Genomic DNA, 13,128 nt, shown 5'->3' with positions numbered 1-13,128 from the left:
CTACCACTTCTCGCCGAAGGGACGAATCTCCATCTCGAATGTCCATGCGCTTTTCGGCTGCTGGTAGAGCTGCCAATACGATGCAGCAACGGAGGACGGCGGCATCAACGCATCCGGATCATCCAGCGCGTTCGGCCCGAGAGCCTCCAGCCGGCGTTGCCGAACCCACTCGGTATCCACGCCGGAATCGATGATGAGATGCGCGACATGGATATTTTTCGGGCCGAGCTCGCGGGCCATGGCCTGCGCGACCGCACGAAGGCCGAATTTGGCGCTTGCGAAAGCGGCATACCCGCTGCCGCCGCGGAGCGAGGCAGTCGCCCCGGTAAAGAAGATGTTGCCACCCCCGCGCGGAAGCATGAGGCGGGCCGCCTCGCGACCGGCCAGAAAACCGGAATAGCAGGCCATTTCCCAGACCTTGCGGAAAACGCGTTCTGTGGTTTCCAGAATTGGGAAATTGACGTTCGCCCCGATGTTAAAGATGCAGACTTCCAGCGGCGCATGCTTGTCTGCATCGTTGAGGAAGGAGATGATCTCGTCCTCCTTGCGAGCATCAAGCGAGCGTGCGTGAATCTCTCCGCCGGCAGCCTCGATATCCCTGACGAGGGGAGCCAATTTTTCGCCGTTACGACGGCCGGCGAAGACCGTGAAGCCTTCTGCGGCGAACTTTTTGGCGATCTCGCCGCCGATGAAGTCTCCGACGCCGATGACGGCCACGGTCGCGTTTCTCTTTTGCAAGATGTCCTCCCGGTAAGTTAGATGTGTTGCCTGCGGAATTCGGGCGTCTGCACCGCAGGGGCTGCGCCGCCTTCGCGCAAGCTCTCCGCGAGCTTGTGCTTGAGTATCTTGCCGGTCGACGTCGCCGGCAAGGCGTCGAGGATGACAATTTCGGACGGCCGCTTGTAAGAAGTAAGCTGAGACCGGACAAAATGCATCAGGGTCTCTGGTGTCGTGCAAGATCCTGGCAGCAACTGCACAAAGGCCACGATCTCCTCATTGCCGTCCGCGGCACGACCGACCACAGCGGATTGCACGACGTCCTTGTGTGAACTGAGGACTGCTTCGACCTCCGCGGGATAGACGTTGAAACCGGAACGAATGATCATTTCCTTGGTGCGGCCGACAATGTACAGACAATCGCCGTCGAAACGCGCGAGATCGCCGGTATTGAACCAGCCCTCGCTATCAATCACCTTCGCGGTGAGCTCTGGGGCACGATAGTACCCCAGCATCACGTTGCGCCCGCGAACATGCAGCTCGCCGACTTCACCTGACACCGTGGGAAATCCTTCGATGGTTCGCACCCGCGCCTCCACGCCTGGCAGCAGCGTGCCAACCGCCTGATCCGAACGTGGCCTATCGAAACGTACCCCTGATATTCCCGGCGAGCATTCGGTGATTCCGTAGCCGTTGAGCAAGGGAAGCCCGAACTCCTTCTCCACGCGCACCTTCAGGTTCAAATCCAGCGGCGCGCCGGCGACGGCAATCAAGCGCAACGAGCCTCGGGGGAGTTGCTCCACGCCTGATACGCTCTTGTACTCCAGCAGGCGCTGATAGGTGGCAGGCACGCCATTGAGGATGGTGACACCCTCCTCCGCGATGGCCTTTGCAGTCGCGGCAGGATCGTATTTGCTGACCATCCGCACCGTGCCACCAACCATCAGCGTCATGATCAGGAGCGAGATGCCGACGATATGCGAGATCGGCAACACAAGATAGATCTTGTCCTTCTCGTTCATCCTGCGGAAGTACGCGGTGGTCTTTGCGCTGATCAGAAGGTTGTCATGGGAGAGCATCACGCCCTTGGGAGTCCCCGTCGTCCCTGACGTGTAGATCAAAACCGCGACTTGCCTTGCTGGATCGGCTTCCACCGGCTGGACCACCGCGCTTTCGTTGCGCGGGCCAACACCAATTTCCGGCAGCGCGCCAATTCGCCGGTTCTCGGCGCCGTAGCGAGAGGCGTGGGCAGCGGCCTCCTTCGAAATACCCGACGTGAAAAACGTCCGTCGGGCGCCGCTGTGGTCGCGGATCTGGTCCAGTTCGCGCGCCGACAAGCGCGGGTTGGCGACAATCGCCCAGGCGTCGAGCCGGCTCGCCGCCAGCAACAAAGCGGCAAGCGCAATACAGTTCTCGCTGACAATGATCATCCGATCGCCGGCTCTGATCCCCAGCGATGAGAGCATGGTGGCGATCTCGCCAACGCGCTGCTCCAGATCTCGATAACTCCAGGAAGCTCCGTCCTCGACCAGCGCAATCCGGTCGGGCGCCCTGGCAACCGGCCCTGCCGTGACTTCATGGATTCGGTTCGGCAAGCCGGCCGCAATCTCGTCGACACTGATCGTCTCTGAAAGCTCCGCCACGACTGACCTCCCGACCGACCATGCCGACGTTGCAATGCGGCACAATTGGCCTCGACTTATAGTTCTTTTTTAGAACTCGTCAATCAATATATCGTCGTCAGCCTTTTCCCGGAGTCGAATAGACAATCATCTGCGAGCATGAACTTCTGCGCGGCTCCTAAAAACCTCCGTTTACAACGCAGCATCTCGCAGTTAGGCTATAGTATCAAATAAGAACTTGATGGGAGGATCGAGGATGGCGGCGAGCCGCGGTGTAGCGATACTTGTTGGCGCAGGCGATGCCATTGGCGCGGCGGTCGCCCGGCGTTTTGCCCAAGGCGGCTATACGGTCTGCATCTGCAGACGCGATGCGTCCAAATCGCAGGGACTCGTGGCCGAACTGAGGGCTGTGGGGCATGACGTTCACGCATTCAGCGTGGATGCGCGTCAGGAGGCGGAAGTCCAAGGCATTTTCGCGCGGGTCGAGAAAGAGCACGGGCCTATCGAGGTTTGCCTCTACAATGCCGGCTCGAACGTCAACAAGCCTCTGCTCGACACCACGGAGAAGCTCTTCTTCAAGGCCTGGGAACTCGCCTGCTATGGTGGTTTCCTGGTTGGACGTGAGGCCGCCCGCGTGATGTTGTCGCGCGGACGCGGCACCATCTTCTTTACGGGTGCGACGGCAAGCGTGCGTGGCGGCCCGGGATTTGCAGCATTTTCATCAGCGAAGTTCGGCCTTCGTGCAGTGGCCCAGGCGATGGCGCGCGAGCTTGGACCGAAGAACATCCACGTCGTGCATCTCCTGATCGACGCCGGCGTGGATAGCGAGGCGATTCACCAACGCATGAAGGCAGCGAAGGGCATCGAAGCAAGCGACATTCCGCCCGATAGCCTGACCAAGACGTCTTCCATTGCCGAAGCTTATTGGTTCACCCACCAGCAGAGCAAAGATGGCTGGACCCACGAGCTCGATCTCCGTCCGTCCGTGGAGAAATGGTAATATGAATGCGACACCAGACCTGACCCTGTGGGGCGTTGGAACGAGTCGCACCATTCGTCCGCACTGGGCCATGCACGAACTGGGCTTGGCCTACAAGACAAGGCCCATTGGCCCACGAACCGGCGAAACCAAGACCGCAGAATACTCGAAGCTCAATCCGCGCCAGAAGATCCCGCTGCTTCAAGATGGCGATTTCTGCATCGGCGAGAGCGCAGCGATCGTTGCCTACCTGTCGCGCATGTATTCCACGCCGGAACGATCGCTGATCCCGGACGCCCCGCGCGAGTATGCCGCGTGGCTGGAATGGTGCTTCTTCATCGTCGCGGAGCTGGATTCCACCAGCCTTTACGTGATGCGCCGCCATCGGGCTGACGCGCTCGGACCGATCTACGGCATCGCACCCGAGGTCGTTGCCCAGGCCGGCGAGTATTTCCGCCAGCAGTTGCACCATGTTGAAGTCGCGCTCGGAGACGGCCGGAAATTCCTGATGGGCGACCGTTTTACGAGCGCAGACATCCTGCTCACGACGTGCCTCGAGTGGGCCATCGCCTATGGCGTCGGCATTTGCGACAACGCTCAGCCCTATCTCGAGCGCATCCGGAAACGCGAAGCCTTTCGGCGAGCCGTTGCAGCGAATGTTCCGATGGCGCCGATCACGCCGGCGCCGACGAAGGCCTAGAAGACGTCGCCAACGGGTTTCGCGGTTAGACCGCGACGCGCACGCTGCGCTCGGCGACCATCTTGTCGATGGCGCCGTCGTCGTAGCCCAGCTCGTGTAGGACGTCCCGGGAGTGCTCGCCGACCCTGGGAGCAGGCCCGCCGATCGTGGCCTCGTTGACCGAAAAACGCGCCGCCGGCTTCGGCTGCCGCACCCGCCCGACCTTCGGCTGGTCGAACTCGGCAATGATATCGCGGGCGACCACCTGTTCATTGTGAATGATCTCGCCCCGCCGCAGGATCGGCGAACAGGGGACGTCGGCGGCGTCCAGACGCTCCAGCCATTCGGCGGTGGTGTGCTGGCTGATATACTCCGCCATCTTGTTGATGCGTGCCGTGGCGTTGACGGAGCGCGCCGCCGGCGTCGAGAAACGGGGATCCTTGGCAAGCTCCGGATCGCCGGACGCCTGGCAAAAACCCTGCCATTCGGAATCGGAAATGGTACCGGCGGTGATGTAGCCGTCGCTGGTCTTGAACACGAGATCCGGCCGATCGTTGGGATCTGCAGCAGTGGCCTCGGCACCCACCACCGTGTATTGCATCATGCCTTCCGGCCACAAATACGAGATCATCGCGTCCAGCATGGCGACCTGGATGTGATCACCCTGCCCTGTCTTCTCGCGCGCGTAGAGGGCTGCCGCGACCGCCTGGGCGGTGAACACGGCGGTGGTCTTGTCGCAGACGATAGTCCGGATCATCTGCGGACGGTTCGTGACCGGCTGCGACTGGATATCGGCAAAGCCCGACAGGCCCTGAATGATCGGGTCGTAAACACGCTTCTTCACATAGGGTCCGCTGTCGCCAACACCGCTGATCGAAACATAGATCAGGCGCGGATGGTGCTGGCGCAACTCTTCGACGCCGAGACCGAGACGCTCCATGGTGCCCGGCCGGAAATTCTGCACCAGGACATCGGTTTGCGCGACCAGTTTGGCGAGAACCTCACGGCCGGCTGCGCTTTTGACATCGATGGCGAGCGAGCGCTTGCCGCGATTCGACGAAATGAACAGTGCCGAAAACTCGCCATCCTTGTCGATGGTGGCGCGGCTGCGCCGGGTAATATCACCGCCGATCGGCTCGATCTTCAGGACGTCGGCGCCCTGATCCGCCAGGAACATGGTCGCGAACGGGCCCGACACCACGCCTGTCAGATCGAGGACGCGAACGCCGTTGAGTGGACCTGGCATGACATTCTCCCTGAATTGACTTGTTATAAGGCCGACTGAGCTTTCGTCATGCAGGCGCGCGGACGTCTGCCCGGCTCTGCAAAAGCTCCAGGTTCTGGCCTCAGGCCGTCTTCGAAACGGGCTGGCCGATCTGCTCGACGATCGACTCCTCCACATCGCGAAGCTGGTCCTTGCCGAAAAACATCTCCTTTCCAACGAAGAAGGTCGGCGAGCCGAATGCGCCGCGGTTGACGGCGTCGGTGGTTCGATCGATCAGCCCTTTCTTGACGTCGTCCTGCTGCGCACGTGCAAGCAACCGATCGATATCGACGCCTGAGGAGATGAACGCTGCTCGGAAGGTTTCGAGGTCATCCATCTTCTTCGGCTCCTCCCACATGTGGTGGTAGGCCGCGCGGAAATAGGGTTCGAACACGCCTTCGAACTGCGCCGCGACGGCGCCGCGCATCAACATCAGCGTATTGACCGGAAAGAACGGATTGGAACGGAATTTCGTCACGTTATGCCGACGAATGAAGCGCTGCGTCTCCAGCGCCTGGTATTCGGGTTTGTTCTTGATGCCATGAAGCGACTCGAACGGAGACATGTTGCCCGTCGCCTTGAAGATGCCGCCGAGCAGGATAGGGACATATTCGAATTTCACGCCGGTGCGCCGTTCGATTCCGGGAAGGGCAAGTTCCGCGAGGTAAGCGTTCGGGCTGCCGAAATCGAACAGGAATTCAACTTTCAGGGACATGTCAGCTCCTCCCGCAGAGCGCGATGTTTATTGGGCTTGGCGTGATCTTATAGGCCGAACGCAGGCTGCCCCTCCTTCTATAGTTCTAAAATTGAACTGTCAAATCTACTTTGAATTCCGTTGGTTTGAGACGACCGGCAGGGTATTGTATCCACTTTAGTGCCTATCTAGAATGGTGGAGGTGGCGCCTGCCGCTCCCCCTGATTCGAGCGGAACAGGCGCCGGTCGACCGGAGAGCAGGAATGAAATGGGATGAACTTGAGGAAGAGCCGTGTTCGATGGCTCGCACCATCGGTGTGATTGGCGACCGCTGGACTCTTCTGATTCTCCGCGAATGCTTCCTGCGCACGCGCCGCTTCGAGGGGTTCCAGTCAGCGCTTGGAATCACCCGCCATCTGCTCGCAGAGCGACTGAAAAAGCTGGTTCGGCTGGGCGTCCTGCGCCGCATTCCTTACCAGGAGTCGCCTAAACGCCACGAGTATATCCTGACGCAAAAGGGCCTCGATCTCTATCCGATCATGATGGCGCTCGTGCATTGGGGCGACACCCACATGGTCGACGAACGCGGACGCCCCTTGCTGCACGAGCATCGCAAGTGCGGCAAGATGTTCGACCCCGTCATGGTGTGCTCCGAATGCGGAGAGCCGCTTTCGGCCAAGGAAGTTCATGTCCATCCTGGTCCAGGCGCGCGCCCGGCTCCGGAGAGAGTCTTGCTCGACAAAAAGGCAAAGCCGAAGCCCCGCAAGAAAGCGGCGTAAGGACCCCAAGCCGCGTTTCCGCGCAATGGCCGCAGGCGAGTTCATTAGCGTCGCTTCTCGTGAAAAACCTTGCCAGGTCGCAGGCAACGTCACTGGTGGCAGCAATCCGCTCCCTGCGGACGCTTGGGGAAGGCCGCGCGTGTAAACTGCTTTTCGCGCCACGTCTTGAAGGCTTTACGTGATCGCTGGAATCGCGATCGCCTGCCGTATCTGGCGAGCGTCGCGCGCCGGCGGCGCACCGAATGCCGAACGTACTCTCGGCTGAATTGGGACGCGCTCTCATAGCCCACCGCGAACGCCACGTCGGACGCAGTATGCTCGCCGGCAAGCAAAAGTTGGCGCGCCCTCGCCCGTCTTCAATTACCCCTACGCCCGCACGCGGGAGGCTCTGGAGAAGATGCGGCGCTCCGGGCAGTGGGACCCATGCCACGGGCTCAAGATGCGTTACGTCAATCCTGTTACGGTCGTCCTGGATCATGAAGCGCGTCTCTGGATCAATGGCGACATTCGAGTTGAGTGCCTGGACGACCCGAACGATCGCCTCGCGCCTGCGATTATTCAGCACGAGAAACTTCAGAAACTCCGGCAGGAGAAAGATCGCGAGGACCGCAGCCGCAATCGGGATCACGCCGCCAATGAGAAACAGGACCTGCCACCCGTGCTGCGGCACTAGCGTTGCGGAGATAAGGCCCGGAAGCGCGCCGAGACAAGCTTGATCGTGACCTGCCCGACCGCCGCAGGATGCAAAGCCACGGATCGCCGAGCTGAGGCGAGAGCGGTTGCGCGTCGAGGCGGAGCTGGCGGCCCTTGGAGAGCCCCTACCCCATCTCTTTGCATCTGGCAACGCTGGGAGGCTACATTCGAGACCGTCAATGCGCTTGCTACACGAACGAGCCACGCAAGGGCGGAGGACGACTGCGGCCCGTTGGTCGCCGATTGCGGGTCGCCTGTGCACAGCGTCGAGCAACGCGGCCGTCATCTTCATTGGCATCGTTGGGCAAGCGGCGCGGGCCACGCCCGGTGATGGGTCGAGTATTCGGCGAGCCTCAGCTCGGTCTCACGAGCGTTTCACACGCTTTGCGCGGCACGCAAGACATCCGTGTCAACCGCGTAGGCAATACGCACGTATGGGGACATACCGAATGCGGCCCCGTGAACGACGCCGACACCCGCTTCGTTGAGCCAAGCGCGCGTCGGGCAGATCGAGGCTGAACTCGGCCCAGTCGACATCCTCGTCAACAATACGGGCGGTCCACCGCCAACACAGGCCTCTGGCCAGCCGAGCGACCTCTGGGCCAAGCACTTCCAGTCGATGGTGCTGTCAGTTATCGCTCTTACGGATCGGGTGCTGCCCGGCATGCGGGCGCGCAAATGGGGGCGGATTATCACCTCGACCTCGTCGGGTGTGGAGGCGCCGATCCCCAATCTAGGCATCTCGAATGCACTCAGACTCTCGCTGGTCGGTTGGTCGAAAACCCTTGCGCGCGAGGTCGGTGGTGACGGCGTGACAACCAACATCGTGCTGCCCGGGCGGATCGCGACGGCGCGCATCGGCTTCCTGGACGAGCAAAAGGCCAAGCGCGAAAAACGTAGCGTCGAAGCCGTTGCGGCCGAGAGCACCGGGTCGATCCCCCTCGGTCGCTATGGGAGGCCGGAGGAATACGGAGACGTCGTCGCATTCCTGGCGAGCGAACGGGCGTCCTACCTCACGGGGAGTGTCATTCGCGTCGACGGTGGCTTGATCGCCAGCATTTGACAATCGAGGTGGCGTCGCAGTCGTCTCTCAGCCATCTCGCACGCGTTACCTTTGGCATCGACGCGCGGGTCCCGCGCATTCGCGAGTGGTACAGTATACTCCGAGGCGATGAACTCTGCCGCTCGCGGCTGAGCTATCCGCTCCCAAGCCCGCATCCTTCCCCCCGAGCGCGTCCTCGCCCCGTGCTGCTGGGGGCTCCCTTTAAGTCGCACGTGCACTAGTTCGACATGTTGGTGTCAAGGAGCGCCAGAAGTGACTGTACCACTCCCGGTCGCCGACGTCCGATTGTTGTCGTGACGATACGGCCAGCTCCTATCAACTCGTACAGCTTCGTGCGTCGCAAGCCGGTCACTTCGCATGCCTCGTCAATCGTGCAGGTGAGCCGCTGCGCGAATGGCGTGCTCGGTTCTACGACATTCGGTAGTGGACAGACTGACTTGTGACTGTTATCGGCCAGTTTTCTCTCGTCGATTGCATCTCACGTGGTTCTCCCAAAGCTCACAGACAAGCTTTGATTGTGCGACGAGCATCGTCAATGCGAGGTGCTTTTGCCCGCAATGGCCGGGCGGCCAAGCCAGCAAGTCCCTGGAAGACCATTCGCGAGCGCGCCGGTATGCTGGATGTGATTCCCTATGCTTTGCGGCACTTGAGCATCGCGCGCGGTCTCCGAAAGGGTTTGCCCATCCAACAGGTCGCTAAACTGCACAACACCTCGGTCAAAATGATTGAGCGGCACTACGCGAAATACATTGCAACCGCCTTGGAAGACCTCGCCAGGGCCGCAGTCGTGTCCCCGGTGCCGCGGAGTGATGGAACCGTGGTGCCGATTGGAAAACGCGCGTAAATGTTCTCTTCTATTTTAGGGTGGAAGGCGCGGACCTAACGGCCGAAAAGCGACGCGCGCTTCAACCCTTCCCGCAGCTCTTGCGAAAGCCACCTCTCTAGTGTCTTGAGGTCGCTCCTCGAGGCAAGGTGCGGCGCGATCCAAAGCGAGAGCTGACGTTTTCCAGGCGCAAAGCCAAACGGGGCAATCAGCCGGCCGGATTCCAAGTCGTCTATAGCGAGCATATGTGGGACAACGGCGATCCCCAGTCCGAAAGTCGCGGCCTGGATCATCAAATAGAAATGATCAAACCTTTGATGCACTTGCGGTGCCCTCTCCTCTTCTCCGACAGCTGCGAGCCAATCAGTCCAGGCGTTTGGGCGCGTCGTAGTCGCGAGCAATCTGGCGTTCGACAAATCTTTGCGCTTCTTCAGCGAGATAGACTTGAGATAGGCCGGAGAACACACCGGACCGATCCACTCAGTGCCCAGTGGACGAATAACCGCCGATTTCGGCGGTTCGAACGTGTTGTTGCGAATAGCTACGCTGATGTTGTCACGCGTGAAATCCACTCGGTCGTAGTTCATGTCGAGCTTGATTTCCATGTTGGGGTGCTTGGCGTACAAACCGGGCATCCTCGGAATAAGCCAGCACATGGTTATCGACGCCGAGCAGGACAGTGTTAACGGTCCAGGTTTCAAACGCTCAATCGTCGCGTGAATGAGGTTGAACGCCGTCGACAACCCGTCAACGAGTTGCTCGCCCTCCCGGGTTGGCACCGATTCCCTGGTGCCGCGCTTGAGGAGCGACACACCCATGACCTCCTCGAGCGCCTTGATTTGGCGACTAACGGCGCCATGTGTCACACCCAGCTCGACGGCGGCACGGCTGATGCTGCGATGTCTAGCCGTTGCTTCAAATGCGCGGAGTGCGTTCAAAGAAGGCAACGATGTGGACATCCGATCCTCCGACGTATGTGACATCTTCTCATATCAGGCCCGTCCAGCCGATTGTCTTTTTGAGCCGCGGTTTATTCGGAGGCAACCGGTTTTTTGCGCCGTGGCCGGCCCTGTCCGGAGCGACCACGGCATCAGGTTGGCGGCACCGACATCCGCAGGGACGAATGCAGATACGAGAAAAACTTACATGCGCTGTTCGGCCGCCTTCGAGGCGCAACGCAATAGGTGAAATTGCTGCCTGATCTGTTGAAGCGGGAATCGAGGAGACGCTGCCACCGCCGTCGCGATGTAGCGGCGTGCCCCGAGGGCAAGATTGGTTGCCCAGGCAAAACGGTGCGCTCGTCGGCTGCAGGCGTTACAAAAACTCATATACGGCTGAGAATTTCTACAGTCCCGCCCCGGAAGCGAATGTTTAGTGTTGGCGGACTGGCTGCACGCATGCTCGAACCCACAGCACGATAGGTGCGTATCACACAAGGTGGGGGACTGCGGCGAAATCAGCGACACCAAGAGCCGACACTGGCTCGGATAAACAACAGGAAGTTAGGGATGAAACCGATCGCCGTCAGCTCGCGCTCAGGCTTATGGTAGCTGAGCGGCTGTTTCAGGAAGTATCTCAGCATCGCAACTCCGACTGAAATCGTTCAGTAGCCGCCCCTATCGAACATGAGCCTTTACCTGGAAAAAACACGATCCCATTCTCAGTGGCGCTCGCTCGTCGCGCCCCATGTGCGCAAGGAAACGAGAAGCCGCGGCCATGAGTGCTGACATCGCCAGTTCATGCGCAGCCGAACTTAGCGCCGCTAAGGTTGTCGGCATCGACAAAAGGTTTGGCGGCGCGCACGCGCTGCGCGGCGTGTCGATCACATTCGAGAAGGGCGACGTGCATGCCATTGCTGGCGAGAACGGCGCCGGCAAGTCGACGTTGGTGAAGATCCTGTCAGGCGTCATCGGCGATTACGCCGGCGCAATCGAAATAGACGGTGTTGGCCGCCGCTTCGACAGCATCCGCGATGCCGAGCGACATGGAGTGTTCCTGGTCCCGCAGGAACTCAGCGTCGTGCCGGAGTTGCGGGTTGGCGAATATCTGTTTCTCAACCGCGAGCCCCAGCGCTGGGGGATGGTAGACACGAGGAGGCTGTGGGCCGATGCCGCGCATTGGCTCGACGTCTTCAGGCTCGATGCCTCGCCGCTGGAGCAGATGGGCAATCTAAGCACCCACCAGCAGCAGTTGGTCAGTATTGCCCGCGCGATGACGCAAGGCGTGAAGCTGCTCATCCTCGACGAACCAACGTCGAGCCTCACAGAGCGCGAGACCGAGCTCATGTTCGCCCGGATCGCGGACCTGCACCGGCATGGTGTCACCACCATCTACATATCCCATCGGCTGCGCGAGTTGGAGCGCGTCGCCAATGTGGTGTCGGTGATGCGGGACGGCAGAGTCGTCGACCATTTTAGGCTTCCGGGCCAAGGCGACACGCCCCGTCGGATTGTTCAAGCCATGGTGGGGCGGGACATCATCGAGATGTATCCAAAGGTGGCTGCTAAGGTCGGCGAACCGATCCTCTCGGTCCGCGACTGGACCGTAGAAAGCACGGGAGCCGGCCGGGTCCCTGCTATCAAAAACATCCACCTGGATGTCCGATCAGGAGAGATCTTAGGAGTTTTTGGCCTGCTCGGCTCCGGGGCCTTCGATTTGGCCCGGTCGCTGTTTGGCGCTCATGCGGGACGCGTGAGCGGTTCGATGCAGATCCGCGGACGGGTCATCTCGGTTAGGACGCCGCGCGACGCGATCCGCAACAGCATCGCCTATGTTCCGGCCGAACGAAAGCGCGACGGCTTGATCGAAGCTCATTCGATCGAAAGCAACATGACGCTTGCTGCGCTCAACCGCTTCAATCGCTACGGTATCCTCGACCGGTACGGCGAACTCCGGCGTGTACAGCAATATGTCGCGAGCCTGAAGGTAAAGTGTGGCTCGGTTGAGCAGCCCATGTCGCAGCTCTCCGGCGGCAACCAGCAGAAGGTCGTGGCCGCGAAATGGCTTCTTTCCGAGCCGGAGATCGATGACGGCAGCGGCGATCACGTGGCGCTCTCCAATTTCACGGCCTTTGACCGCTGTCGAGACGTGCCACGAGGACCAGGCCCGCCATGCGAGTGGTAGACCTGTCGCCTACTCTGGAGCGAGGCATCCCGAATTGGCCAATGCATCCGCCGCTGGTGATCGATAAGGCGCGACTGAGTGCACGCGACGGATACTATTGCCAGTTTCTGATGATCTCCGAGCATACCGGCACTCACGTAGATGCGCCGGTGCATTTCCATGAGCACCTACTGCACATGTCGATAGATACGTTTCCAGCCGACATTCTGATCGCACCAGCGGTACTTTACGACTTTTCCGACAAGCACATGCAACCCGGCGATCTGGTGACCTTGAATATGGTGAAAGCCTATGAGGCCGAGAGGGGAGTCCAGCTCGGCGAAGGTGAAATCCCACTGATAAACTTTGGCTGGATGCAGCGCTTTTGGCGGACCGACGACGAAAGTACCTGGTTCGTAAAGAATGCTCCAGGCATTCGCGAAGATGCCATCATCTACTTCAAGGAGCGGGGCATTCGCGCGATCGGTTGCGATACCGTGGCCTGCGACATGGCCGTCATCGACGGTGTCGGGCAGGAAACCACCGGACATACCACCCACTGGTTACCGAACGGAATCCTAATTATCGAGATGTTGACCAATCTGCATAAGCTTTCATTGCGCAGCCTATTCGTCGCCACCCCGCTCAAAATCAAGGAAGGATCGGGCTCGCCCATTCGCCCACTTGCCTTTTGCGAGGATTGAGCCAGCCAT

Annotated in this window: 12 protein-coding genes and 2 pseudogenes; 8 read left to right on the top strand and 6 right to left on the bottom strand. The window is 60.3% G+C overall.

Going from position 1 to position 13,128, the window contains the following annotated elements; genetic code table 11:
• Both E4K64_RS00515 and E4K64_RS00510 read right to left on the bottom strand, forming a co-directional pair.
• The gene (locus tag E4K64_RS00515; RefSeq protein WP_135161676.1) at nucleotides 1–738 is read right to left on the bottom strand and encodes an SDR family oxidoreductase; all 738 of its coding nucleotides are present in this window, start codon (nucleotides 736–738) and stop codon (nucleotides 1–3) included.
• Between the two features lie 17 nt (nucleotides 739–755).
• A complete protein-coding gene (locus E4K64_RS00510; RefSeq protein ID WP_135161675.1) occupies nucleotides 756–2,360 on the bottom strand; it encodes a class I adenylate-forming enzyme family protein in 1,605 nt (534 codons plus the stop codon).
• Nucleotides 2,361–2,595: 235 nt separating this feature from the next.
• Here E4K64_RS00510 and E4K64_RS00505 point away from each other — a divergent pair, with 235 nt between their 5' ends.
• Nucleotides 2,596–3,339 carry an SDR family NAD(P)-dependent oxidoreductase gene (locus tag E4K64_RS00505; RefSeq protein ID WP_135161674.1) on the top strand — a complete coding sequence of 248 codons (744 nt, stop codon included), beginning with the start codon at nucleotides 2,596–2,598 and terminating at the stop codon, nucleotides 3,337–3,339.
• A 1-nt stretch (nucleotide 3,340) separates the two neighbouring features.
• Nucleotides 3,341–4,018 (top strand): glutathione S-transferase family protein, encoded by a 678-nt coding sequence (locus tag E4K64_RS00500; protein ID WP_135161673.1) that lies wholly within the window; start codon nucleotides 3,341–3,343, stop codon nucleotides 4,016–4,018.
• 25 nt (nucleotides 4,019–4,043) lie between these two features.
• Here E4K64_RS00500 and E4K64_RS00495 read toward each other — a convergent pair whose 3' ends face one another.
• Nucleotides 4,044–5,243, bottom strand: coding sequence for a CaiB/BaiF CoA transferase family protein (locus E4K64_RS00495; protein ID WP_135161672.1), 1,200 nt, complete (start codon nucleotides 5,241–5,243; stop codon nucleotides 4,044–4,046).
• A 100-nt stretch (nucleotides 5,244–5,343) separates the two neighbouring features.
• Nucleotides 5,344–5,976, bottom strand: coding sequence for a 2-hydroxychromene-2-carboxylate isomerase (locus E4K64_RS00490; RefSeq protein ID WP_135161671.1), 633 nt, complete (start codon nucleotides 5,974–5,976; stop codon nucleotides 5,344–5,346).
• A 242-nt stretch (nucleotides 5,977–6,218) separates the two neighbouring features.
• Here E4K64_RS00490 and E4K64_RS00485 point away from each other — a divergent pair, with 242 nt between their 5' ends.
• Nucleotides 6,219–6,734: a winged helix-turn-helix transcriptional regulator gene (locus tag E4K64_RS00485; RefSeq protein ID WP_060735362.1), complete on the top strand. Its 516-nt coding sequence runs from the start codon at nucleotides 6,219–6,221 to the stop codon at nucleotides 6,732–6,734.
• Nucleotides 6,735–6,908: 174 nt separating this feature from the next.
• On the opposite strand, the pseudogene E4K64_RS41000 reads toward E4K64_RS00485, so the two are convergent.
• Nucleotides 6,909–7,090: pseudogene (locus E4K64_RS41000) on the bottom strand (helix-turn-helix domain-containing protein); the annotation flags it as partial.
• An 83-nt stretch (nucleotides 7,091–7,173) separates the two neighbouring features.
• Between E4K64_RS41000 and E4K64_RS40850 the strand changes: the two are divergent.
• From E4K64_RS40850 to E4K64_RS00460, 3 genes and pseudogenes are all read left to right on the top strand, one after another.
• Entirely contained in the window at nucleotides 7,174–7,407 is a 234-nt protein-coding gene (locus E4K64_RS40850; protein ID WP_209311921.1) for a hypothetical protein, read from the top strand.
• Between the two features lie 513 nt (nucleotides 7,408–7,920).
• Nucleotides 7,921–8,490 (top strand): annotated as a pseudogene (locus E4K64_RS00470) (SDR family oxidoreductase); the annotation flags it as partial.
• Between the two features lie 535 nt (nucleotides 8,491–9,025).
• Complete coding sequence (locus tag E4K64_RS00460) at nucleotides 9,026–9,334, top strand: site-specific integrase (protein WP_235884423.1); 309 nt, start codon at nucleotides 9,026–9,028, stop codon at nucleotides 9,332–9,334.
• A 35-nt stretch (nucleotides 9,335–9,369) separates the two neighbouring features.
• Here the strand turns inward: E4K64_RS00460 and E4K64_RS00455 are convergent, their stop codons facing one another.
• Entirely contained in the window at nucleotides 9,370–10,272 is a 903-nt protein-coding gene (locus E4K64_RS00455; protein ID WP_135161670.1) for a LysR substrate-binding domain-containing protein, read from the bottom strand.
• A gap of 757 nt (nucleotides 10,273–11,029) precedes the next feature.
• On the opposite strand from E4K64_RS00455, the gene E4K64_RS00450 reads away from it, so the two are divergent.
• Nucleotides 11,030–12,436 (top strand): sugar ABC transporter ATP-binding protein, encoded by a 1,407-nt coding sequence (locus tag E4K64_RS00450; protein WP_167771723.1) that lies wholly within the window; start codon nucleotides 11,030–11,032, stop codon nucleotides 12,434–12,436.
• A 41-nt stretch (nucleotides 12,437–12,477) separates the two neighbouring features.
• The gene (locus E4K64_RS00445; RefSeq protein ID WP_235884422.1) at nucleotides 12,478–13,119 is read left to right on the top strand and encodes a cyclase family protein; all 642 of its coding nucleotides are present in this window, start codon (nucleotides 12,478–12,480) and stop codon (nucleotides 13,117–13,119) included.
• The last annotated feature ends 9 nt before the right edge of the window (nucleotides 13,120–13,128 follow it).

Source organism: Bradyrhizobium frederickii (genome assembly GCF_004570865.1).
Classification (GTDB): Bacteria; Pseudomonadota; Alphaproteobacteria; order Rhizobiales; family Xanthobacteraceae; genus Bradyrhizobium; species Bradyrhizobium frederickii.
The sequence above is the reverse complement of the archived record's forward strand: the minus strand, read 5'-3'. Positions and strand labels throughout refer to the sequence as shown.

Coding starts and splice junctions, on each gene's coding strand:
- E4K64_RS00505 (WP_135161674.1), top strand. CDS start 2,596: ATGGCGGCGAGCCGCGGTGTAGCGATACTTGTTGGCGCAGGCGATGCC.
- E4K64_RS00500 (WP_135161673.1), top strand. CDS start 3,341: ATGAATGCGACACCAGACCTGACCCTGTGGGGCGTTGGAACGAGTCGC.
- E4K64_RS00495 (WP_135161672.1), bottom strand. CDS start 5,243: ATGCCAGGTCCACTCAACGGCGTTCGCGTCCTCGATCTGACAGGCGTG.
- E4K64_RS00490 (WP_135161671.1), bottom strand. CDS start 5,976: ATGTCCCTGAAAGTTGAATTCCTGTTCGATTTCGGCAGCCCGAACGCT.
- E4K64_RS00485 (WP_060735362.1), top strand. CDS start 6,219: ATGAAATGGGATGAACTTGAGGAAGAGCCGTGTTCGATGGCTCGCACC.
- E4K64_RS40850 (WP_209311921.1), top strand. CDS start 7,174: ATGCGTTACGTCAATCCTGTTACGGTCGTCCTGGATCATGAAGCGCGT.
- E4K64_RS00460 (WP_235884423.1), top strand. CDS start 9,026: ATGCGAGGTGCTTTTGCCCGCAATGGCCGGGCGGCCAAGCCAGCAAGT.
- E4K64_RS00455 (WP_135161670.1), bottom strand. CDS start 10,272: ATGTCCACATCGTTGCCTTCTTTGAACGCACTCCGCGCATTTGAAGCA.
- E4K64_RS00450 (WP_167771723.1), top strand. CDS start 11,030: ATGAGTGCTGACATCGCCAGTTCATGCGCAGCCGAACTTAGCGCCGCT.
- E4K64_RS00445 (WP_235884422.1), top strand. CDS start 12,478: ATGCATCCGCCGCTGGTGATCGATAAGGCGCGACTGAGTGCACGCGAC.